Annotated in this window: 17 protein-coding genes; 8 read left to right on the top strand and 9 right to left on the bottom strand. The window is 70.6% G+C overall.

Translation table 11 applies throughout. The annotated features are described in order from the left end of the window. Positions 1-65: 65 nt before the first annotated feature. Positions 66-671, bottom strand: coding sequence for a DUF2017 domain-containing protein (locus tag ACFVT5_RS04145; RefSeq protein WP_389881217.1), 606 nt, complete (start codon positions 669-671; stop codon positions 66-68). Between the two features lie 11 nt (positions 672-682). Beyond that, complete coding sequence (clpS, locus tag ACFVT5_RS04140) at positions 683-1,000, bottom strand: ATP-dependent Clp protease adapter ClpS (RefSeq protein ID WP_389881215.1); 318 nt, start codon at positions 998-1,000, stop codon at positions 683-685. 78 nt (positions 1,001-1,078) lie between these two features. Between clpS and ACFVT5_RS04135 the strand changes: the two genes are divergently transcribed. Both ACFVT5_RS04135 and ACFVT5_RS04130 read left to right on the top strand, forming a co-directional pair. Next, a complete protein-coding gene (locus ACFVT5_RS04135) occupies positions 1,079-2,407 on the top strand; it encodes a nicotinate phosphoribosyltransferase (RefSeq protein ID WP_389881213.1) in 1,329 nt (442 codons plus the stop codon). Positions 2,408-2,521: 114 nt separating this feature from the next. Then, a complete protein-coding gene (locus ACFVT5_RS04130) occupies positions 2,522-3,118 on the top strand; it encodes an isochorismatase family protein (protein WP_389881211.1) in 597 nt (198 codons plus the stop codon). 70 nt (positions 3,119-3,188) lie between these two features. On the opposite strand, the gene ACFVT5_RS04125 is transcribed toward ACFVT5_RS04130, so the two are convergent. Both ACFVT5_RS04125 and ACFVT5_RS04120 read right to left on the bottom strand, forming a co-directional pair. Further along, complete coding sequence (locus tag ACFVT5_RS04125; protein ID WP_389881209.1) at positions 3,189-3,569, bottom strand: hypothetical protein; 381 nt, start codon at positions 3,567-3,569, stop codon at positions 3,189-3,191. 123 nt (positions 3,570-3,692) lie between these two features. Beyond that, the gene (locus tag ACFVT5_RS04120) at positions 3,693-6,119 is read right to left on the bottom strand and encodes an immune inhibitor A domain-containing protein (protein ID WP_389881207.1); all 2,427 of its coding nucleotides are present in this window, start codon (positions 6,117-6,119) and stop codon (positions 3,693-3,695) included. Positions 6,120-6,581: 462 nt separating this feature from the next. Between ACFVT5_RS04120 and ACFVT5_RS04115 the strand changes: the two genes are divergently transcribed. Then, complete coding sequence (locus ACFVT5_RS04115; protein ID WP_389881205.1) at positions 6,582-6,923, top strand: hypothetical protein; 342 nt, start codon at positions 6,582-6,584, stop codon at positions 6,921-6,923. Positions 6,924-7,668: 745 nt separating this feature from the next. Here the strand turns inward: ACFVT5_RS04115 and ACFVT5_RS04110 are convergent. Both ACFVT5_RS04110 and ACFVT5_RS04105 read right to left on the bottom strand, forming a co-directional pair. After that, positions 7,669-8,352, bottom strand: coding sequence for an RDD family protein (locus tag ACFVT5_RS04110; protein ID WP_389881203.1), 684 nt, complete (start codon positions 8,350-8,352; stop codon positions 7,669-7,671). Between the two features lie 102 nt (positions 8,353-8,454). Further along, positions 8,455-9,885 carry an RDD family protein gene (locus ACFVT5_RS04105; RefSeq protein WP_389881201.1) on the bottom strand — a complete coding sequence of 477 codons (1,431 nt, stop codon included), beginning with the start codon at positions 9,883-9,885 and terminating at the stop codon, positions 8,455-8,457. A gap of 250 nt (positions 9,886-10,135) precedes the next feature. Here ACFVT5_RS04105 and ACFVT5_RS04100 point away from each other — a divergent pair, with 250 nt between their 5' ends. Further along, the gene (locus tag ACFVT5_RS04100; protein ID WP_389881199.1) at positions 10,136-10,618 is read left to right on the top strand and encodes an SsgA family sporulation/cell division regulator; all 483 of its coding nucleotides are present in this window, start codon (positions 10,136-10,138) and stop codon (positions 10,616-10,618) included. Positions 10,619-10,679: 61 nt separating this feature from the next. Here ACFVT5_RS04100 and ACFVT5_RS04095 read toward each other — a convergent pair whose 3' ends face one another. Beyond that, positions 10,680-12,050 (bottom strand): FAD-binding oxidoreductase, encoded by a 1,371-nt coding sequence (locus ACFVT5_RS04095; RefSeq protein ID WP_389881197.1) that lies wholly within the window; start codon positions 12,048-12,050, stop codon positions 10,680-10,682. 97 nt (positions 12,051-12,147) lie between these two features. Between ACFVT5_RS04095 and ACFVT5_RS04090 the strand changes: the two genes are divergently transcribed. Beyond that, complete coding sequence (locus ACFVT5_RS04090; RefSeq protein WP_389881195.1) at positions 12,148-13,719, top strand: tetratricopeptide repeat protein; 1,572 nt, start codon at positions 12,148-12,150, stop codon at positions 13,717-13,719. A 34-nt stretch (positions 13,720-13,753) separates the two neighbouring features. Here ACFVT5_RS04090 and ACFVT5_RS04085 read toward each other — a convergent pair whose 3' ends face one another. Both ACFVT5_RS04085 and hppD read right to left on the bottom strand, forming a co-directional pair. Next, entirely contained in the window at positions 13,754-17,800 is a 4,047-nt protein-coding gene (locus ACFVT5_RS04085; RefSeq protein WP_389881193.1) for an SGNH/GDSL hydrolase family protein, read from the bottom strand. 908 nt (positions 17,801-18,708) lie between these two features. Further along, positions 18,709-19,866 carry a 4-hydroxyphenylpyruvate dioxygenase gene (gene hppD / locus ACFVT5_RS04080; protein WP_389881191.1) on the bottom strand — a complete coding sequence of 386 codons (1,158 nt, stop codon included), beginning with the start codon at positions 19,864-19,866 and terminating at the stop codon, positions 18,709-18,711. A gap of 123 nt (positions 19,867-19,989) precedes the next feature. Between hppD and ACFVT5_RS04075 the strand changes: the two genes are divergently transcribed. From ACFVT5_RS04075 to ACFVT5_RS04065, 3 genes are all read left to right on the top strand, one after another. Continuing rightward, complete coding sequence (locus tag ACFVT5_RS04075; RefSeq protein WP_389881189.1) at positions 19,990-20,460, top strand: Lrp/AsnC family transcriptional regulator; 471 nt, start codon at positions 19,990-19,992, stop codon at positions 20,458-20,460. Positions 20,461-20,526: 66 nt separating this feature from the next. Next, the gene (locus tag ACFVT5_RS04070) at positions 20,527-21,174 is read left to right on the top strand and encodes an ABC transporter permease (protein ID WP_389881187.1); all 648 of its coding nucleotides are present in this window, start codon (positions 20,527-20,529) and stop codon (positions 21,172-21,174) included. After that, positions 21,167-22,459, top strand: a complete 1,293-nt coding sequence (locus ACFVT5_RS04065; protein ID WP_389881185.1) for a betaine/proline/choline family ABC transporter ATP-binding protein — start codon at positions 21,167-21,169, stop codon at positions 22,457-22,459. The genes ACFVT5_RS04070 and ACFVT5_RS04065 overlap by 8 nt, the downstream gene beginning before the upstream one ends. Positions 22,460-22,512: the final 53 nt, after the last annotated feature.

Below are 22,512 nucleotides of genomic sequence, written 5' to 3'. Positions count from 1 at the left end.
CGGCGCGGCAAAGGTCATCGGGGTGGTGATGTGATCGTTATCCCGATTTGAGCGTCCGCTGAGCGTCAGGGCATCAGGGTGGTGACCAAGGTTTCCTGGAGTCCGCCGAGCCACAGATACGCCATCACCATGGGCTTGCGCGGGTCCGAGTCGGGCAGCCGGTAGAGCAGGTCGGCGTCGTCCTCGTCGCTGACGTCGAGCCGGGCGCCGATCGCGAGCCGCAGGTCGTTGAGGGCGCCGAGCCACTGCCGTGACTGATCGGGTGTGAGCTTGAGGACGGCGCCGCCGTCGCCGGCCGCGCCCAGCTCGTCGAGGGAGCGGATCACGGCGAGGGCGTCCTCGCGCTTACGGGCCCGCAGGTCGTTCTCGGTGAAGCGGCGGAACTCGGCGGAGTACGCGATCAGTTCGTCGGCGTCGTCGCCGGTCGCGCCCTCGGTGCCGGGGCCGCCGTAGGCGTCCGGGAAGAGGCGGAAGAGGACCGGGTCGGACGGCGGTTCGCTGGGGCCCTCGGCGAAGATCTCCGCGAGGGGATCGTCGGGGGCGTCCTCGGCGGGTCCGGGTCCGACCAGCTCCAGGAGCTGGACGGCGAGCGAGCGGATGATGGAGATCTCGACCTCGTCGAGTGCGACGGCCGCGCCGCCCCCGGGGGTCGGTTCGAAGTGTCCTGGCATGAAGTGAGTCGCTACTTCCGGTCCTGCTGGAGGGTGGCCCACAGACCGTATCCGTGCATCGCCTGCACATCCCGCTCCATTTCCTCGCGGGTTCCGCTGGAGACGACGGCACGGCCCTTGTGGTGGACGTCGAGCATCAGTTTCGTGGCCTTGTCCTTCGAGTACCCGAAATACGCCTGGAAGACATAGGTCACATAGCTCATCAGGTTGACCGGGTCGTTGTGGACGAGCGTGATCCAGGGGACGTCCGGCTCGGGTACGGCGGAGACCTCCTCCGCCGACTCGGTCTTTTCGATCTCTAGGGGAGCGGGAGCCGTCACAGGCCCCATGCTGCCACCTGCCGGGGGCCATCGCACAAACGGCTCCCGAAATCGTCAGAGTGACGAGATAGGGGTAGCATTCTGGTCATGGACACTGCGGACCTAGGGCTGCCGGTCGATGTTCCCTCGACCGCGCTCTTCACGGACCACTACGAGTTGACGATGCTCCAGGCCGCGCTGCACGGCGGCACCGCCGAGCGCCGCTCGGTCTTCGAGGTCTTCACCCGCCGGCTGCCAGACGGCCGTAGGTACGGGGTCGTGGCGGGCACCGGGCGGGTCCTGGACGCCGTCGAGAACTTCCGCTTCGACGAGCCCGTGCTCGGTTTTCTGCGCGAGCGCGGCATCGTCGACGAACCCACCCTCGCGTGGCTCGCGGACTACCGTTTCACCGGCGACATCTGGGGCTATCCCGAGGGCGAGGTCTACTTCCCCGGCTCCCCGCTGCTGCGGGTCGAGGGCAGCTTCGCGGAGTGCGTGCTCCTGGAGACGGTGGTCCTGTCGATCCTCAACCACGATTCGGCCATCGCGGCGGCGGCCTCCCGGATGGCGTCGGCCGCCGGGGACCGCCCGCTGATCGAGATGGGCGCGCGCCGCACCCATGAGCTGGCGGCGGTGGCGGCGTCCCGGGCCGCGTACGTGGGCGGGTTTTCGACCACGTCCGATCTCGCGGCGGGCTTCCGGTACGGGATTCCGACGGTCGGCACATCGGCGCACGCCTTCACCCTGCTGCACGACAGCGAGCGGGACGCCTTCCGCGCCCAGGTCGAATCCCTGGGCGCCGGGACCACCCTGCTGGTCGACACCTATGACGTGGCCGAGGCGGTACGGGCCGCCGTCGACATCGCGGGACCGGGGCTCGGGGCCGTCCGGATCGACTCCGGGGACCTGCTGCTGGTCGCGCACCGGGTCCGGCAGCAGCTCGACGCCCTGGGCGCCACCGGGACCCGCATCGTGGTCACCTCCGACCTGGACGAGTACGCCATCGCCTCACTCGGCGCGGCGCCCGTCAACGCGTACGGCGTGGGCACCCAGTTGGTCACCGGATCGGGGCATCCCACGTGCTCGATGGTGTACAAACTCGTCGCGCGCGCCGACTCGGCCGACCCTCGGGCACCGCTCGTACCGGTCGCGAAGAAAGCGCTCGGCGGCAAGACGTCGATCGGCGGACGCAAGTGGGCGGCGCGCCGTCTGGACGCGTGCGGGGTCGCCGAGGCCGAGGTGATCGGTACGGGTCCCGTCCCGGCGGATCTGGTGGAACGGCAGCTGCTCGTCGAGCTGGTCAAGGGGGGCACGGTGGTGGCCCGTGAGCCGCTGGACGTGGTGCGGGACCGGCACGCCGCCGCCCGCGCGGGGCTTCCGCTGTCCGCCACGCAGCTGTCACGCGGGGAGCCGGTGATTCCCACGGAGTATGTGTAGCCGTACGGGGGCGCGTGCGGTCGGATGCCCCCTCCCGCTGCGGACCGGAAGTCTCTAGGCTCGACGGAAACCGGCCGCACCGAACCAGCCGTACCGAGCCCAAGGACACCCGACATGCGCCGCGCCTTGATCGTCGTAGATGTGCAGAACGACTTCTGTGAGGGTGGCAGCCTCGCCGTCGCCGGTGGTGCCGATGTGGCCGCCGCGATCACGGAACTGATCGGGCAGGCGCCCGCCGGGTACCGCCATGTCGTGGCGACCCGGGACCACCACATCGCACCCGGTGAGCACTTCTCGGACCACCCCGACTTCCGCCGCTCCTGGCCCGCGCACTGTGTCGCGGGCACTGAGGGCGTCGGCTTCCACCCGAACTTCGCGCCCGTGGTCGCCTCCGGCGCGGTGGACGCCGTGTTCGAGAAGGGGGCGTACTCCGCCGCGTACAGCGGTTTCGAGGGCGCCGATGAGAACGGGACGGGGCTCGCCGAGTGGCTGAGCGCGCGGGGGATCACGGAGGTGGACGTGGTGGGGATCGCCACGGATCACTGCGTGCGCGCGACGGCCTTGGATGCCGTTGGTTCGGGGTTCCGGACCACGGTGCTCCTTGACCTCACGGCGGGGGTCGCGGCTGACACCACCGAGGGGGCCCTCGGTGAGCTGGCCGCCGCCGGTGTCGAGCTGACCGGCAAGCCGGTGGTGGCTTCCACGGGCTGAGCCCGTCCCCCATGCCGCCGGACCCGGCCCGTCGCGGCGCGCCACCCCCGCGGCGGGAAGTAACCCCTGCCTACGGAGCCAGGAGGGCTCGGATCGGGTGCCACAGCTCTGATCTGTTGTCCGGGGCCGTGCGCCAGAGGAGGCCGTCGGGGTGGTGCAGGACGGCTGTGATCTCGTCGGGGGTCGGCGGCTCCGCGTTGCCGCGCAGGTAGACCGAGCGGAGGCCGAGGTTCCGTAGCCGGGTCAGGGCCCGTGCCCGGTTCGCGGCGAGCACGAGGACCCGGACCCGCCCCGCGCGGGGCAGCCCGGCGTCCGGGACGGGGGCCGCGTGGACCGGTCCGCCCGTCGGGCCCGGCACCTTCACCGATACCGCTTCCGGGACGGGGCTCGGCAGGGTCAGCGCGACCACCACACTCCCGTTCGGCAACTTGCAGAAGCCTCCTGCGGCCATTCCGGTCACACCCCCGTGAGACGTAGCGTCAATAAGGAACTCACAGGACGCACCTAAACACGACCGGCCGTCGCCCCGCTAGGGGGCAACGGCCGATCATGCTCTGACCTGCAAAAACGTTCTTTACTTCGCTGAGCGACCCACCTGGACGGTGATCGTCGAGCCACTCTCGGGCTGCTTTACGATCTTGATCTGGGTGTTGGTGTCAGTGGTCCGGACACTTCCGTTGGGGTTCGTCGCGTACCAGTACGTACCCTTGCGGTCGTCGAAGACCGGGACCCCGCGCTGCGACGCGATCTTCAGCGGCACGTCCGCGTTGTGGAGCGTGAACGCGTCGGTGCGGTAGAGGCTGAAGGGCGCGTCGAACGGCTGGATCTTGTTCCGCAGGACCGTGCCGTCGGTCCACTTCAGCGGCGCCGCGTGTGCGTCGATCGGCAGGATCAGACCCTTGCCCGGGTGCTGGCTGACGTTGTTGTCCTTCTGCGAGGTGTCCCACTGCCAGATCAGCAGACCGGGCTGGTACGGGTAGTGCTCGACCCAGTCGGGACGGGACTTCGAGAAGCCGAAGTTGTACGGGCCGACCTTGAGGGTCTTGTCGTACGAGACGTACTGACGGTTCTCGGCGATGTAGTACTGCGCGTACTCGTTGGTGAAGGACTCACCGATGCGTGAGAAGCCCTTCGCGGTCCAACCGGCGTCGTCCGTCTCGGCGTTGTCGCTGAAGAGGGTGGCGCCGTCCGCGTTCACGGCGATCGTGTCGGCCGCGAAGCCCATCAGGGCCAGGCCGCCGTCCGTGGCGTAGCGGAAGCGGACGTCGATCTTCTTGCCGGCGTAGGCGTCCAGCGGGTACACGAGCTTCTTGTACGCGCCCGAGACACCGGTGATCGCGGGGCGGTCGCCGCCGTCACGGGTGATCTGCTTGCCGTCCGCCGTGCCGTCGACGGGCGTCCAGTTGGCCCCGCCGTCCGTGGAGACCTCGGTGTACAGGTAGTCGTAGTCGGCCTCGATGTCCCACCAGCCCTGGAGGGAGAGTTCGGCCTTCGCCTTGCCCGTGAGGTCGACCGACCGCGTCAGCGTGTTCTGGAGGTCGTCGCCGCTGCCGCTCCACCACTGCTTGGCGCCCTCGGCGGGCTTCACGACGGTCGTGGTGACCGCCTTCTTCGGCAGGTCGACAACCAGCGCCTGCGGGTTCTTCGTGTTGTACGCGGAAACCCCGAGCTTGTGCGTCGACTTGGTCGCGGCCTTCGCCTGGTCGTAGTCGAGCCAGCCCAGTTGCAGCTTGTCCCAGGCGGTCATGTCACCGGGCAGGTCGCCGATCGCGTCCTTGCCGGTGCCGAGCCAGGAACCGGCGGACATCAGCGACCAGAAGCCGACCGAGTTCTCGCCGCCGCCCGAGGTGTCGTAGAGGTCCGGCAGACCCAGGTCGTGGCCGTACTCATGGGCGAAGACACCGAGTCCGCCGTTCTCCGGCTGCATGGTGTAGTCGCCGACCCAGATGCCGGTGTCACCTATCTGGGTGCCGCCGGCCTTGTTGTCGGCCGGTCCGGCGCGGCCCGCCTCGCTGCCGTACGCGTACCAGCGGTGCGCCCAGAGGGCGTTGGGGCCCTCGGCGCCGCCGCCCGCGGACTCGTCCTCGCCGGCGTGCACGATCTGGAAGTGGTCGATGTAGCCGTCGGGCTCGTTGAAGTTGCCGTCGTTGTCGTAGTCGTAGCGGTCCCACTGGTCGTACTCGGCCAGGTTCGCCTTGATGTCGGCGTCCGTGCGGCCCTGGGCCTTCTGGTCGGCGACCCACGCGTTGACGCCGTCGCGGACCGCGTCCCAGACGTTGGCGCAGTTCGTCGAGCCGCAGTAGTTGGAACCGTAACGGGCCTCGTTGTAGTCGACCTTGACCCAGTCCGAGACCACGCCGTCGACCGAGTAGCGGCCCGAGGACGTCTTCTCGTAGTACGTCTTCAGGGAGTCCTTCGGCTGGCCCTTGGCGTCCTTGCCCGAGCCGAAGTACAGGTCCTGGAAGTGCTGCTGGTTGTAATCGGCCTGCCAGGCCGTCGAGTTGTCCTTCTTGCGGTCCGGCTGCGCGATCGTGTTGTGCGCCGGGCCCGGTGTGCCGCCGTACTTGACGACGGGCGGCTTGGGTCCGTCGGGGCCGTCCGGGTCGTACATGGTCGTGTTGTCGACCTTGTCGCCGAACTCCACCAGGATCGTGAAGATCTTGTCCGTCTTCTCGCGGCCCAGCTCGACGTACTTCTTGTCGTCGAGCTTCACCACCTTCGAACCGCCGCGCTCCTGGACCTTCTTGTCGCCCTGGAGCACCTGCTCCAGGGCCGACTTGCGCTGCTGCGCCTGCGCCTCGCTGAAGGGTCCTTCGAGGTCGTGGTCGACGGTGCCCTTGCCGGGTGCCGGGTCCTGGCGGTCGATGGCGGCCGAGTCCCGGGTGGTGCCGGTGTCTGTTCCGGGGGCGGTGGCCTGGGCCGTGCCCGCATACGAGGCGGTGGCCGCGGCGAAGGCCGCGACCACCGCGATCGCCCTCAACGTCCTCTGTCTTCTGTCCACTTGAAGCAGTCCTCCCCGGCGCCCGCGAGCAGCGGCCCGTGGGGGGTGTCCCGCGATGAAGGAGGGCCGCGCGCGGCATGCGCGTCACAAGTGACGACATTCGATCGGAGTTACGAGAGAAAAGACAGATCTTGACTTGCACAGGCCAAGTGCACTATGCAGGGCGGCGGCTCCGATATCCGGACGTCCGGTGTGGCTTACGGGACATGGCAGACGAGGGGCCCCGGGGTCCAACCGGCGCGCCGGACCGTCCACTTGCTGGACTCGGTGACTCTGTGCGCCCCCCATGCTCCGGCGGCCTGGGTAAGGTCACGCTTACCGTTCGATTCCTCGGGCATGCAGGCGAGAGGAGTCGCTTGACGACGCCGCTCCATGGCGTGCCGTCAGACCGGCTCCGCACCTCGCACCCCCCTTGCAACCCCCCTTGTCCGCAATCTCGCTGTCCCGAGGACGGATTACGCCATGCCTCGTCCGACTGCCGCACAGCTCGCCTACGGAACCGCCACCGTCATCTGCTGCACGCTCGCCATGCTTCTGCTCTCGCAGACGAGTTCCGGCATCGGTGTCGCGGTCATCGCACTCGCCGCGCTCGGCCTCGGTCTGCTGGTCGCCGTGACGGTGCCCCTGCCGAAGTCTTCGCGACACGTACGGCCGGCGGAGGCCCCCGGCGCCTCGACCCCTGCCCAGTCGTCGGTCCGCACCACCGAGGCCGCCACGGCTCGGATACCGGAGCCGGCTCCGGTGACCCGCCGCCGGACCGCGTCCGCGGGCCTGACCAGGACGGGCCACCGCACCGGCGCCTGATCCGCCGACTCCGCCAACACCTCCCACCCACCGAGCCCCACCATTTCCGTCGACTCCGCCAACACCTCCGGGTCACCGAGCCCCGCCCCCCACAGGGCTCGGCACCGCCGGTCAGGACAGGGACGGCTGAGCACCACCACGGCGGAATCAACGTCGCCTGCGGCGGGAAGGGACCCGGCCCCTCGGCGCGGAAGCCGGCGCGCCCCCGGCGGGAAAGGACCCCGCCCCCAGGCGCGAAGGACAGCTGCCCCCGGCGGGGAGGGACAGCTGCCTCCGGCAGAGAGCGACGCCGTCTCCGGCGGAGAGAACAGCGGCCTCCGACGCGCGCTTTGGCGGCCGGCTGCGGCCGGGGACTCATCCCCCGGCAGGGCTCGGCACCGCCGACCAGGACACCGGCGGCTGAGCACCGCCGCGGCGGAATCAACGCCGCCTGCGGCGGGAAGCGGCGCGCCCCCGGCGGGAAAGGACCCCGCCCCAGGCGCGAAGGACAGCTGCCCCCGGCGGGGAGGGACAGCTGCCTCCAGCAGGGAGCCAAGCAACTTCCGGCGGAGAGAGCGGCGGCCTCCGACGCGCGCTTCGTCGGCCCGCTTCGACCGGGGACCCATCCCCCGCCGGAAAAACGTCCCGCCACGGCGGTGGGAGTCCGGGGGGCAGGTGTGGCGACCCCGTCCGTACGGCTCGGCATCGCCGAACTCCGGCCACATAGCTGAGCACCGCTGTGGTGGGGAGGGGTCAGCGTGGAGTGTTACACCATTACCTCTACCGTTTTGGCCGCCTTGTCGTGTAGGCCCTGTTTGTAGGGTTTGTCGAAGAAGCTCCAGCCTCCGCAGATCGCTGTCCAGATGCAGGCGCAGCAGAAGGCGAACGGGATCCAGAGGACCGCCGCCCGGATGAGGGAGGTCTGGAGGGACGGTGTCGCGCCGTCGCTGAGGTTCGCCACCCGCATCTTCAGGAGCCGCTTGCCGAGGGTCTGCCCGGTGCGGGCGATGAGAACGGTGTCGTAGCCGACGTAGAGCACGGCCGCGATCACGGACTGCCCCCAGGACTTGCCCGCCTGGACCCTGTCGACGTTCACCTCACTCGTACCGAACGCCCAGGACACCAGCACTACCACGATCCCCACCAGGATCATGTCGATGATGCGCGCCAGCACCCGCTTGCCGCTGTCCGCGAGCGGCGGCATCCCCGCCATCGGATCCGGCTCCCCGTACGGACCGCCCCCACCGCCGCCGTAGGGGTCGTTGCTCGGCGGCGGAGGGGGCGGCGGAGGGGGCGGAGGGGGCGGCGTGCCCCACGACGGGCCGCCGCCACCCGACGACGGCGGGGTCCCGTACGGGGAGCCGGAGTCCGGCGGGGGCGGCGGCGGGTGCTTCTTGAACGGGTCGTCGTCAGGCGGCTGACCGGATCCCGGCGGCGGTTCGGTGCTCATGGCCCGAGTCGACCCCGAACCCACCGCCTCCGCATCCGGCGAGCGGCCGTCCGAGGGATCGACTCCCCAGCGGACGGCCCGTCAGCCCGGCCCAGCCCAACGTCAGCCCGAGACGAACGTATGCGCCGCCTTGTCGTGCCAGCACTGGTGCCACGGCCGGTCGAACGCCCCCCACACCACCCCGATCACGCCCACCACCAGCACCCCGGGAACGCTGTAGACGAGCCACCGTCGCAGGGCCGCGCCGAACGCGGGCGGTTCATGGGCCCCGATGTCCCACACCGTCACACCGCACAGCTTCTTGCCCAGGGTGCGCCCCCACTTGGCGGTCGGCAGGACCTCGTAGAGCACACCGAACAGCAGGAAGACGGCGAGGACCGCGCCGAGGTAGCCCGCCGTGGTGCCGTCGAGCAGCCATACGGTGACGGTCCGGCCGGAGAGTTTCGCGGCCTCGATCTTCGCGTTGACGTGGTCGGCGGCCCGGGTCGCGAGCGGTACCGCCGCCGCCCCGGTCACGACACCGAGGACGAGGGAGTCGATCAGCCGGGCCACGAACCGCTTGCCGAGCCCGGCAGGGCGGGCGGCGGCCTGGGCCTGCGCGGCGGCCAGGAACGGGTCGTTGGCCGGTGGCTTCCACGGCACGACGGGCTGCGCGCTCTCGTCGGCGTGGTCGGCGCCCGCGAGCCGGTGCACCTGCTGCGCCCACGACGGCTGCCCGCCACCCGGCCCGGAGGTCAGCGGCGACGCCGACACGGGCCCCGCCTGCTGCGGCAGAGAAGGCACGGACGGGGAGGACGGGACGGAATGGGCGGAAGGCACAGGGGGTGCAGGAGGTGACGGGTGTTGCGGGGGCGTCGGGCGGGGGGTGGTCGTCCGGCGGGGCGCCGTCCGCGGTGGGATCGCCCGGATCGACATCGTCCCGTCCTGCGGCTCCGGCCCACCGGTCCCCGCGTCCGACCGCGCCTCGGCCTCGGGCCGTACGGGACCGGTCGGCCGCCGGAAGGTGACCGTGCCGTCGCCCTGCCCCGGCGTACCCGGGCCGGAGAAGGTCGGCCCGGAGGGACCGGCGGTGGGGTTCCGGTCGGCCGGGGTGTCCTCGGGTGCCGTGGCGCGCGGGTCGCGCGGGTCCGTGCCGGGCGGTGAGCCCCACGAGACCCGGCGGTCCTGGTCGCCGCCGAACCCGGACTGGTGCGCGGCGTCGGCGCCCCAGGCGGTCGCCGGTTCGGGGCGGGTCCCGTGCGGGGAGTTCTGCGCGGGGACTCCGGGCCGGTCAGGGCCTCGCGCGCCGGGCTCCTCGTCGAAGAAGACCGGCCCGGTCTCCTCGACAGTGGGCGGTACCTGTGCCGGTGCCGGTGCGTCAGGTGCCGCGTCGCGCGGGCTGCGCAGCGGCTCGCCGTCCGACGGGGCGGGACGACTCGTACCGGGTACCCATGCCGCGCCGTTCCAGTACCGGACATATCCAGGAATGGACGGATCCGGGTAATAGCCTTCGCGGGGCCTGTCGTCGCCGGGTGCCGGGGTTGGGGCGCTCATTGTCCGTCGTCCCGTATCTGCTCGGGGGTCTTGGTGGGTCTCCACATTTATCAGACACTCGCACTCACCTGGGCCGGTCCTGCCGTTCACACTCCTTTCCGGGCAACACCTGTGCTTCCTGGCCACACCTGTGTCACGTCCGGGAGGTCGGCGAAAAACTTTCCCGAACCCGCGTAATGACCGCGTACGTCCGCGCTCTCTCCTCCCGTGGGCCCGTTCCGGGGCCCGTCAGAACGGGAGGACGCACGACATGCACACCGTGGTGGAGCGCGAGCTCGAACTCAAACTGGTCCTGTCGCCGGAGCGCAGCATCCCTGTGCCGGCCCGGCTGACCTACCGCACCGACGATCCGTACGCCGTCCATATCGCCTTCCACATCGGCACCGACCAGCCCGTGAACTGGACCTTCGCCCGGGAACTGCTCGTCGAGGGCGTGTTCCGGCCCTGTGGACACGGCGACGTGCGGGTGTGGCCGACGAAGATCGACGGGCGCAGTGTCGTCCTGGTGGCGCTCAGCTCACCGGACGGCGACGCGCTCCTGGAGGCGCCGGCCGCCCCCGTGTCGGCGTGGCTGGAACGCACGCTGCGGGTGGTTCCTCCGGGCTCTGAGGCCGAGCAGCTCCGCATCGACGACGGCCTCGCCGAGCTGCTCGCACCCACCTTCGGCCGGTTCCAGGACGATCTGTGGCTGCGCGACCCGTGGCCGTCGGACGAGTCCCAGGACGGGGAGTGAGCGGAGATACGTACACGTACCGTGCGTATACGTACCGTGCGTATACGTACAGGAAGGGGTGTCAGAAGACCTTGCCCGGGTTGAGGATGCCCAGCGGGTCGAAGGTCTGTTTGACCGCGCGCTGCATCTCCACCCCCACAGGACCGATCTCGCGCGCCAGCCACTCCTTCTTCAGGACGCCCACGCCGTGCTCGCCGGTGATGGTGCCGCCGAGTTCCAGGCCGAGGGCCATGATCTCGTCGAAGGACTCACGGGCGCGCCGTGACTCGTCCGGGTCGGTGGCGTCGAAGCAGACCGTGGGGTGGGTGTTGCCGTCGCCCGCGTGGGCGCAGACGCCGATGGTCAGGTCGTACTTGGCGGCGATCCGTTCGACGCCTTCGAGCAGCTCGCCGAGCCGGGAGCGCGGCACGCACACGTCGTCGATCATCGTGGTGCCCTTGACCGCTTCGAGGGCGGTGAGCGCCAGGCGGCGCGCCTTGAGGAGCAGCTCGGACTCGGCGTGGTCGTCGGCCGGGACGACCTCGGTGGCTCCGGCGGCCTCGCACAGGGCGCCGACGGCGGCCAGGTCGGCGGCCGGGTCGGGGGTGTCGAAGGCGGCGAGGAGCAGCGCCTCGGTGGTCTCCGGGAGGCCCATGTTCGCCATGGCGTTGACCGCGTGGACGGTCGTACGGTCCATCAGTTCCAGCAGGGACGGCACATGACCGCCCGCCATGATCCGGCAGACGGCGTCGCACGCGGCGGACGCGGACGGGAACTCGGCGGCGAGGACGAGCTGCGCCGGCGGCTGCGGCCTGAGCGCGAGGACGGCGCGGACGACGATACCGAGGCTGCCCTCGGAGCCGACGAACAGCCGCGTGAGGTCATAGCCGGCGACGCCCTTGGCGGTGCGGCGCCCGGTGGACATCAGCCGGCCGTCGGCGAGGACGACATCGAGCCCGAGTACGTATTCGGCGGTGACCCCGTACTTCACGCAGCACAGGCCGCCGGACGCGGTGCCGATGTTGCCGCCGATGGTGCAGGTCTCCCAGCTGGAGGGGTCCGGCGGGTAGCACAGGCCGTGCTCGTTGACCGCGCGGGAGAGGGTGGCGTTGACGACGCCCGGCTCCACGACGGCGATGCGGTCGACGGGGCTGATCTCCAGGATCCGGTCCATCTTGACCAGGGACAGCACGATGCAGTCGTCGGTGGCGTTGGCGGCGCCGGACAGGCCCGTACGGGCGCCCTGCGGGACGACCGGGACGCGCAGCGCGGTGGCGGTGCGCATCACGTGCTGGACCTGTTCGACGGTACGGGGCAGGACGACGGCGGCGGGGGCTCCGGCGTCGCAGAAGCTCGCCATGTCATGGGCGTAGGAGGCGGTGATGTCGGGGTCGGTGAGGACCGCTTCGGCCGGCAGACCGTCGAGGAGGTGTTCGATGAGGGTGCGGCTCATGATCACAGCCTCGCACTCGGGGCCATCGGTGTGAACCCGTGGGCGACCCTGTTCCGGCGCCCGGGTGTGCTCGTCGTACTGACGCATTGTCTGGCGCATGGTGATCGGCATGGAGAGCGCCAAGGAGAGCGAACGGTCCCCTGCCCCGCGACGCCCCACCCCGCACGGCCCCGCCCCGCAAGGCCCCACCCCGCGGCGCCCCACTCCACGGCGCCCCGTCCCCCGGCGCCCCTCCCTGCGGCGCGTCGTGCTCGCCTCCCTCGCCGGGAGCGTCGTCCTGGGCGGGTTCGCCGTACTGCTGCCGCGCTATGTGCCGCGCGACACGCCACCGCCCGCGCCGGGACCCGTGGCGCGGGCGATGACGGCGGCCGGCGCCGGGGTTCCGGCGGCGCTGCCCGATCTGGTGGCGCTGATCGGTGACCGTGAGGCGTACCTGCGGGCGCATCCCCGCTCCCCCGAGGCGGCGCAGACCTGGGCGCTGCTGGGCGCCGCGTATGTGGAGCGGGGGCAGCGGACCTCCGATTCGGCGTTCTTCCCGAAGGCCGACCAGGCGCTGCGAGCCTCGCTGAAGGTCCGCCAGCAGCGCAACCCCGACGCGCTGAACGGGCTCGCCGCGCTGGCCGGCGCCCGGCACGATTTCACGGCGGCGAAGAAGTGGGGCGAGGAGGCGGTACGGCTCGCGCCGAAGCGGTGGACGAGCTATCCCGCGCTGATCGACGCGTACACCGGTCTCGGCGATGTGAAGGCCGCAGGCAGGTCCCTGGAGACGCTGGTGACGCTGCGGACCGGGACGGTGGCGCTGACCCAGGCGGGGCAGGTGTACCGGGAGCGGGGCTGGCGGGAGGACGCGGCGACGACACTGTCCGACGCGGCGGCGCTCGCGCGCACGCCCGCCGAGGAGGCCCTGTGCCTGCACCGGGCCGGTGACCTCGCCTGGGAGCGCGGCGATCCGGCCGCCGCGCTGCGGTTCTACGACACGGCGCTACGGGCCGATCCCGACCGGCACGAGACGGTCGCGGCACGGGCCCGCGCGCTCGCGGCGCTCGGCCGTACCCAGGACGCGGTACGCGCCTACAAGACCGCCCAGGCCAAGCGGTCCGCGCCCGAATACGCCCTGGAACTGGGCGAGTTGTACGAGTCCCAGCGGATGGACGCCCAGGCGCGCACCGAGTACGACCGGGTGCGGTCGCGAGTACGGGAGCGGGCGGCGGACGGGGTCGAGGACGGGCTGCTGCTGGGTCTGTTCGAGGCCGACCACGGGGATCCGGAGGTGGCGGTGCAGGGGCTGCGCGCGGAGTGGAAGCGGGTCGGGAGCGGGCGGGCCGCCGATGCCCTGGCGTGGGCGCTGCACCGGGCGGGCAACGACAAGGAGGCCCTGGAGTTCGCCCGCAAGGCCGCAGAGAAGGGGCCGCGTACCGCGCTCGCCTCCTATCACCGCGCCGAGATCGAGCGGGCACTCGGCGACGAGGGCGGGGCGCGCCGGCATCTGGACGAGGCGCTGCGCACGAACCCGTACTTCTCACCGCTGCTGGCTCCCCGGGCCCGGGACGAGCGGGAGGCGCTGGGCGACGCGCCGCCGGGTGGCCCGGAGGAGGTGGAGGCGCCGCCCGGCGCCCCGGTGGAGCTGCCGACGCCGGCGCCCCGCCCCAAACCCCCCGCGAAACGGTGACGCGGGGGGCGGGGCGGGGCGCGGCGGGGGTCCGTCAGCCTCCGGTGTAGCCGATCTCACCGAGTCGCTTGCGCATCACGTCCGCGTAGCCCGTGGTGCCCGCGTTCTTCGGGTGGAAGGACTCGCGGCTGAGACAGGTCTCGGCGGTGAGGCACGCCTGGGCCGCCGGGTCGCCCTTGTGGAAGTCGCCGTCGCCGTTGGGGCCGATGACGATCTTGTTGATCCACTCGGGGTCGTCGCATCCGCCGTGTCCGACGAACGCGCTCACCGGGTCGGCGTACTCGATCTTCAGCTTGCCCGACCCGGTCCGCAGCCGGTCAACGAGCTTCTTCTGTTCCGCGTTGGCGTAGTTGACCAGTTCGGCCAGCGCCTTGACCTCGCTCATGTCGTAGTACCAGGAGCCCGCGCACTTGACGGAGCGGCTGAGCAGCTCCGGGTAGCCCATGAGGACGACCTTGGCGTTGGGCGCGCGGGAGGCGACCGTGGTCAGTACGGACTCCAGGTCCGGGATCATCCGGTCGACCACCCCCTTGTACTTGGGCAGGAAGTTGGAGTCGTTGGTGCAGTCCGTGATGTTCCCGCAGTCCGTCATCGCGGAGGCGAATCCGGTCTCGTCGTTGCCGCCCGCCGTGAGCATCACCAGCGTCGTGTCGCGGCTGAGGACGCCGGAGTCCACCTGGAGGACTTCGTTGAACTGCCCCTCGCCGTGCGCCTGGGGGACGTTGTTCGACGGCACGTAGGAGATGTTCTTGGTCATCGCGCCGGAGCAGGCGACGAAGCCGAGTTCGGCGGTGTCTCCGTAGCCGTCCTGGTTCTGGCCGACCGTTTCCGTCATCCCGGGCAGGGTGATCTTGCGGGCCCAGGCGTTGTTGCTCCTGCGGCAGGCGTTCCACGAGCTGGTGCCGTGGTCCTTGTCGGTCTCCGGCGCGTACGCTCCCGCGCCCTCGCCGGAGGTGTAGGAGTCGCCGAGTACCGCGACCATGTGCTTCGGCTTGGCGCCGAGTGGCTGGAAGGCCATCGCGTCCCAGGCGACGTCCTCGGAGCCGGTGCCGTCGGCGGTCTGGGTGGCGAGCCTGACCTTCGGCTTGCCGGTGACCTGGTAGGCGCCGAGCGAGACCCAGGAGTTCTTGCCGCGCTCCTGGCTGATGTAGCGGGTCCGCTCGAAGACGCCGTCGCCGTTGGCGTCGATCTCGTACTTCGCCTGCTGGGTGTGGGCACCGTGGTCGGGCAGATGGGCCATGATGCGGACCCAGCCGTCCATGCTGTAGTTCAGCGACCAGGTGCCGGTGGTCTTCAGCCGGTCACCGTCGCCGCCGGGCTTACGGGTGTGCGAGAACCAGAAGTGGTTGTCGTCGCCCGCGCCGATCTGGTGCAGGTCGATCCGGCCGGGTTTGGTCCCGTTCCAGTCCGCGAAGTCGAAGGTGAACGTGCCGGCCGACGAGATGTTGCCGCAGGTTCTCAGGTTCGATCCGGCGGGCCGGACGCCGTCGGGAAGGTCGTCGACGATGTACGTGCCGGAGGGGATGGCGGGGTCGCAGCGCGGCGGATAGGCGTTGCCGTCCGGCTGTTCGGGATAGGTGTCGTTGAAGCGGTGCACCGGGTAGCCGCACTGGGCGCCCGCCTCACAGTCCTTCCACTTGACCGACTTGTTCCACCAGCAGTGCAGCCACACCGGCGAGTTGGGGTCGTCCAGCGAACAGGCGCCCTTGCCCGGGTCGTTGGAGTCGTTCTCACCGATCTTGCCGGAGACGCAGTTGTTGGCGGCGGTGCAGAACAGGTCGTTGGCGGGCTTGGCGCCGGTGCGCAGGCTGTTGCTGTTCCACCACGCGGCGCGGTAGCCGGCCTGCATGTCGCCGGGCGCGAACATCGCGGAGATGGGCCGCGCCGCCCAGCCGATCACCTTCTCCTGGTACGGCCAGTGCTGCGGGGTCGCGGCGTGCGAGTAGTCGTCCTTGCCCTCGGAGTTCTCCAGGAACGGGGTGCGGTTTGACTTCCACAGCGGGTTGGCCGGGTTGTTGGTCCAGCCGACGCCCCAGTAGCCGCCGTTCTTGGCCTTGTCGGCCTCCAGGTAGAACCCCGCGTTGTACGCCCACAGGGCGAAGGTCCAGTTCTCGATGTACTTCGGCTTGCCGTCGTTGACCACCATCCCGGCGTTCTTGGTCTGGTTCCACTTCTCGACCAGGATGTTGACGCCGGCGGCGATGTTGGCGGTGTAGTCGAGCGCGACGGCTTCCTGCTGCGCGGTGCTGAGCGCGGTCTCCTCGGGCTTCTCATGCCCCTTCATCCGCATGCCGTCGGTGACCTGGGTGATGCCGTAACCGCAGTCGGCATCGGTCCAGTCGATCTTCCACGGGTCGTTCTGGGAGCCGTTCGGGTCGTAGCTGATGCCGTAGTAGTTGCCGATGAGGGAGTTCGCGGTCACGCCCGGCACGGCGAACCGGGTGGCCTGCCACATGTTGGACTCCTGCGCGGTGATACCGAGCATCACCTGCGCGGGCACGTGGTAGTCCGCGTCGTTGCCCGGGTCGCCGGCCATCGAGCGCAGCGGGAACAGGGTCTGCGGCTGGTAGGCCGCCATGCCCATGTCCTTCCAGTCCGCCGGGCGGGAGATGTGCTTGTTCAGCTTCCCGACGACGGCCTGGTCCACGGCCCACTCGACCTGGCGGGGCGTGGGCTGGAACGCCTGCTTCTTGGGGTCGTTACGGGGGACGGAGCAGTAACGGTCGGCGTCGACGGCCGTGTCCGCCGCCGCCCTGGTCTCCGCCCTGGTCTCCGCCCTGGTCTCCGTCTTGGCCTGCGCCTCGGGGGCCCCGGCCGGGCCGGTGAGGGCGGGCGAGGTCGCCGCGCCCTGGGCCGCGCCCTTCTGTCCGCCGACGGCCACCCCGGGCGCCGCGTCGAGGGTGACGGTCCGGCCCGTCGCCAGCGCGTGCAGATCGGTACGGGCGGTCCGCGCGGTGAGGGCTTCCTCCGGGCGGATACGGGAGTCCTTGCCGTCCGCCCAGCGGGTCGAGACGGCGGTCAGACCACGGGTGGAGACGGTGACGTCCTTGGCGAGACCCGCCGGATGCTCGACGACGGAGGGGGCGTTCTTGGCGAGCGTGGCCTCACCGGTGACGTAGACGGTGCCGGACGCGGAGCGCGCCAGGTCGAGTTCGGTCATCCGGCCCGAGCCGATGGACGGCGGTACGGAACGGCCGGCCGCCGTGGCCTTCGTGAGCTGACGGTTCGTCACCCGGCGTATCTCGGCGCGGGATTCGCGGTCCTCTCCGGCGGCACGGTCCAGGAACACGACACCGCCGTCGGCGTCCGGCATGAGCTGGAACGGCACCGCGTTCGTGTAGGCGGCGGTACGGACCGTCTTGCCGTCGACCGTGACGACGGCGGCGCCCCGGGCGGCGACGACGCGGTCCCCGACCGGTACCGCCGAGGTGACCTGGCCCGGCAGTTTCACCGGCTTCGACGCCTGGCCCCGGGCCGCGTCGACGGTGATGAGACGGGTCGCGTTCTCCTTGAGGCCGTCATCCGTGAACTGCGAGAAGACGGCCTTCCCGGAGGTGCCGCAGCCCGGCGAGAAGTAGCCGAGGGTGGCCTGGAACGGCAGCTTGGTGACCTTCCCTGTGGTCAGGTCGACCACGGCGGTGAAGGCGCCACGCGTCATCAGTTCGGGCTTGTTGGTGAAGGTGCGCGGCGCGTACGCGACGGCCGCGTGCTTGCCCGACGCGGTCACGCAGGCGTTGCCGATCCAGGTGTCGGTCTCGAAACCGGGCTCGGACAGGGTCGCCGCGGTCTTCCACGCGTAACCTTCGGCGGCGTCGGCGACCAGGACGTGGAATCCGGTGCCGTCGCCCGACGTGGTCCACGCGACGTCGCCGGAGCGCTGGTAGTCGTCGCCGAGCAGGGCCTTGCGCTGCGCCGGGGGTACGGCGGCGGGCCTGCCGGTCTCCTCGGTGCTGCCGGACCAGCCGGTCGCGGCTCCGGGCGGAGGGGTTTCGGCGGCGTACGCGGAGGGTTGCAGGAAGCCGGCCAGCACGGTGCAGGCGGCCAGTGCGGCGCCGCCCACGAAGCGTCTCTTGCGTCTCAAGACACGTCCCTTCAGGGATGGTTCAGCGAATCCGGGCAAGCGAAACGGCACGGCGGCGTCGCCGTGACATGAGATGGCTCGGTACGGGTCGTGGGTCCTGGGCGGAAGGGGGATGCCCGACATGCGCGCAGCGCGGACCGAAGCGGCGTAAGTCACCCCCCGTGACTACGGTGCCGAGGATCCGCCGTGCCCCCACGTGATCGCTCGACACCAGCACGCTAATGCGGGGGCCCTCCGGGCGGATACGGGGCAACGACAGGTTGTCTCGATGACCCCACGTTGGCCAGTTCATGCCACCCCCATCCGGGGGGAGCCGCTGACGCGGGGCCTGACCAGAACAAAACTCCCCCGCTGGGGACGGCTCGGCACCGCCGGTCACCAGGCCAGTGGCTGAGCACCACTGCGGCTCGGCTCCGCCGGTCACCAGACCAGCGGCTGAGCACCGCTGCGGCGGAAGAGAAAAACCCCGCTGGGCGCGGGGCAGGGGCCTGGAGGACCCCGCTGGGGCGCGGGGCGGACCCGCACGCCGGAGGCGCTTCCCCCGCGCCGGCGGAGCGCCTTTTGACCGCCGGGACGGCGACGCGTACCGGCGGCGCCAAACCGCCCCCAAGCCCCGCAGGGCTCGGCACCGCCGATCACCACACCAGTGGCTGAGCACCGCTGCGGCGGGAAAGAAAAACCCCGCTGGGCGCGGGGCGAGAGCCTCAGCGCCGGAGGCGGCGCGGCGGCGCGGCGGCGCGGCGGCGCGGCGGGAAAGAGAACTCCGCCGGGGGTTCTTCAGACCGGCGCGACGGCGAGCAACCCGCGCAGCGCAGACCGGCGGTGCCAAGCGGACCCCGCACACGAGAAAACCCCGCGTTAGCGGGGTTTCCTGGCTTACTGCGGAACCGGCGGAGCCAAACGCGGGGCTACAGGTTGCCGCGCCTTTCCTGCTCTCGTTCGATTGCCTCGAAGAGGGCCTTGAAGTTGCCCTTGCCGAAGCCCATTGAGCCGTGGCGTTCGATGATCTCGAAGAAGACCGTCGGCCGGTCCTGGACCGGCTTGGTGAAGATCTGCAGCAGATACCCGTCCTCGTCCCGGTCCGCGAGGATCTTGAGTTCCCGCAAGGTGTCCACCGGCACCCGCGTGTCCCCGACCCACTCCCCCAGCGTGTCGTAGTACGAGTCCGGCGTGTCCAGGAACGCGACCCCGGCGGCCCGCATCGTCCGTACCGTCCGCACGATGTCGTTCGTGGCGAGCGCGATGTGCTGGACGCCCGCACCCCCGTAGAACTCCAGGTACTCGTCGATCTGTGACTTCTTCTTCGCGACGGCCGGCTCGTTGATCGGGAACTTGACCTTGAGGGTGCCGTCCGCGACCACCTTCGACATCAGCGCCGAGTACTCGGTCGCGATGTCGTCGCCCACGAACTCCTTCATGTTCGTGAAGCCCATGACCTTGTTGTAGAAGCCGACCCACTCGTTCATCCGGCCCAGTTCCACGTTGCCGACGCAGTGGTCGATCGCCTGGAAGGTGCGCTGAGCCGGGGGCTCGACCAGCGGCGCCGCCGCGACATACCCGGGCAGATACGCGCCGTCGTACCCGGTGCGCTCGACCAGTGTGTGCCGAGTCTCGCCGTATGTGGCGATGGCCGCGAGCACCACGGTCCCGTGCTCGTCCTTCACCTCGTGCGGCTCGACGATCCCCCGGGCGCCGTGCTCGGTGGCGTACGCGTAGGCGGCCCGCGCGTCCGGCACCTCGATGGCGAGGTCGACCACGCCGTCCCCGTGCGCGGCGACATGGTCGGCGAGGAAGTGGCCCCACTCGGTCGACGGCTTGATGACGGAGGTGAGGACGAAGCGGGCGGAGCCGTTCTCCAGGACGTAGCTCGCGGTCTCGCGGCTGCCGTTCTCCGGCCCGGCGTACGCCACCAGACGCATACCGAACGCGGTCGAGTAGAAGTGCGCCGCCTGCTTGGCGTTGCCGACGGCGAAGACGACCGCGTCCATGCCCTTCACCGGGAAGGGGTCGGCCTCGCGCGCGGTGGACGGGGACACGGGCTGGGTGTGCGCAGAAGTAGCTGCCATGTCCGCAGGCTCCCCCCGTTCCGCAAGGTGCGCAACAGTTTGCGAATTGGGTGGGCAAGATGTTCAGCACAACGTCAATATGTGCGGGCGATCTGTACAGGATGACCATCCCGGGAGGCGGCCATGGCGATCGATCAGCTGGACGGCAGGCTCATCGTGCTGCTGGCCCGAGAGCCCCGTATCGGCGTCCTGGAGGCGTCCCGCAGGCTCGGCGTGGCGCGCGGCACCGTACAGGCCCGCCTGGACCGGCTTCAGTCGAACGGAGTCATCCGCGGCTTCGGCCCCCAGGTGGACCCGGCGGCCCTCGGCTACCCGGTCACGGCGTTCGCGACGCTCCAGATCCGGCAGGGCCAAGGTTCGGACGTACGGGCGTACTTGGACACCGTGCCCGAGGTCCTGGAGCTGCACACCACGACCGGCACCGGGGACATGCTGTGCCGCCTGGTGGCCCGTTCCAACGCCGATCTCCAGCGGGTGATCGACCGGGTCGTGGGTTTTGATGGCATCGTCCGGGCCTCCACGGCGATCGTCATGGAGAACCCCGTACCGCTGCGGTTCATCCCGCTGGTGGAACAGGCGTCCGAGGACACCTGACGGGGGCCCCGGACGGCGACCGGCGCGGCGCGCGGGCCACGACGGCTGACCAGGAGGGGGACGCGGGTGAACTTCTGGAGCTACCTGAGCAGCAGTCACGAGCAGTTGCTCACGGACGCGTACCAGCACGCCTCCGCCGTGTTCCAGTGCATGGTCGTGGCGACCCTCGTCGGCGTGGTCGTCGGCGTCGTCACGTACCGCAGTACCTGGGCCGGGAACATGGCCACGACCACCACGTCCGCGCTGCTGACCGTTCCGTCGCTCGCCATGATCGGCCTGCTGATCCCCCTCGTCGGCCTGGGCGTCGCGCCGACCGTGATCGCGCTGACCCTCTACGGGCTGCTGCCGATCGTGCGGAACGCCATCGTGGGCCTGCGGGGCGTGGACGCGACGCTCGTGGACGCCGCGAAGGGCATCGGGATGTCCCGCGCCGCCCGGCTGCTGCGGGTGGAACTGCCGCTGGCGTGGCCGCCGATCCTCACCGGTATCCGGGTGTCGACGCAGATGCTGATGGGCATCGCCGCCATCGCCGCGTACGCGTCGGGGCCGGGCCTCGGCAACGAGATCTTCCGCGGTATCTCGTCGCTCGGCAGCAGGAACGCGCTCAACCAGGTACTCGCCGGCACGCTCGGGATCATCGTCCTCGCGCTGCTGTTCGATGCCGCGTACGTACTCATCGGGCGGCTGACCATTCCGAGGGGGATCCGTGTCTGAGACGACCGTGAGCGCGGAGGACACCGGCGGCGAGGGGGCCGCGCCCGCCGTGAACGCCACCACCGGCGCCACCATCGAGCTGGAGAATCTGACCAAGCGCTTCCCCGGCAGTTCCTACCCTGCCGTCGACAACGTCTCCATGGAGATCAAGGCGGGCGAGACGGTCATCTTCGTCGGCCCGTCCGGCGGCGGCAAGACGACCCTGCTGAAGATGATCAACCGGCTGATCGAGCCGACCAGCGGCCGGATCCGGATCGCGGGCGAGGACGTCACGGACATCGACCCGGTGAAACTGCGCCGCAAGGTCGGGTACGCGATCCAGTCGTCCGGCCTGTTCCCGCACATGACGGTCGCTCAGAACATCGGTCTCGTACCGAAGATGGTCGGCTGGTCGAAGGCGCGGGTCGCCTCGCGGGTCGAGGAGATGCTCGACCTGGTGGGCCTGGACCCCGGCGAGTTCCAGGGCCGCTATCCCCGGCAGTTGTCGGGCGGGCAGCAGCAGCGGGTCGGGGTCGCCCGCGCGCTGGCCGCCGATCCGCCGGTCCTGCTGATGGACGAGCCGTTCGGCGCGGTCGACCCGATCACCCGCGACCATCTCCAGGACGAACTGATCCGGCTCCAGCACGAGTTGCACAAGACCATCGTCTTCGTCACCCATGACTTCGACGAGGCCATCAAGCTGGGCGACCGGATCGTGGTGCTGCGGGAGCGGTCCCGGATCACCCAGTTCGACACCCCGGAGGCGATCCTCACCAACCCGGCGGACGACTTCGTCTCCGGTTTCGTGAGTGCGGGCGCCGCCCTGAAACGGCTCAACCTGACGCGCGTACGGGATGTGGAGATCACCGACTATCCGACGGTGACCGTCGACGATCCGCTCCAGAACATCTTCAACCTGCTGCGGTCCAGCGGGACCAACGAGATCCTGCTCCTCGACAAGCGCCGCCGCCCCTACAAGTGGCTGCGCCTGGGCGACCTGATGCGGGCCAAGGGCTCCCTCGCCCGCGCGGGCACGCTGGTGCACGACACGGTGACCCGGGACGCGACGCTGCGGGACGCCCTGGAGGCGGTGCTCACGGACAACGCGGGCCGGGTCGCGGTCACCGGGCGCCGGGGCGAGTACACGGGCGTCGTGGACATGGAGACGCTGATGAACTCCGTCCAGGAACTCCTGGAGGCGGACCGCCTGGAGGCCCGGGAGCACCAGCACGAACTGGAGGTGACGCGCGCCCACCAGACCCATAGGGAGCAGGAGGGCGGCGGCCCGGCGGGGGCGGAGGCGTGAGCGGGAGTGAAAGTGGCGGTGTGAGTGAACGTGGGGGTGCGAGCGGAGACCGG

Source organism: Streptomyces sp. NPDC058001 (assembly GCF_042886315.1).
Lineage (GTDB): Bacteria > Actinomycetota > Actinomycetes > Streptomycetales > Streptomycetaceae > Streptomyces.
This window is presented reverse-complemented; position numbering and strand designations above follow the sequence as displayed.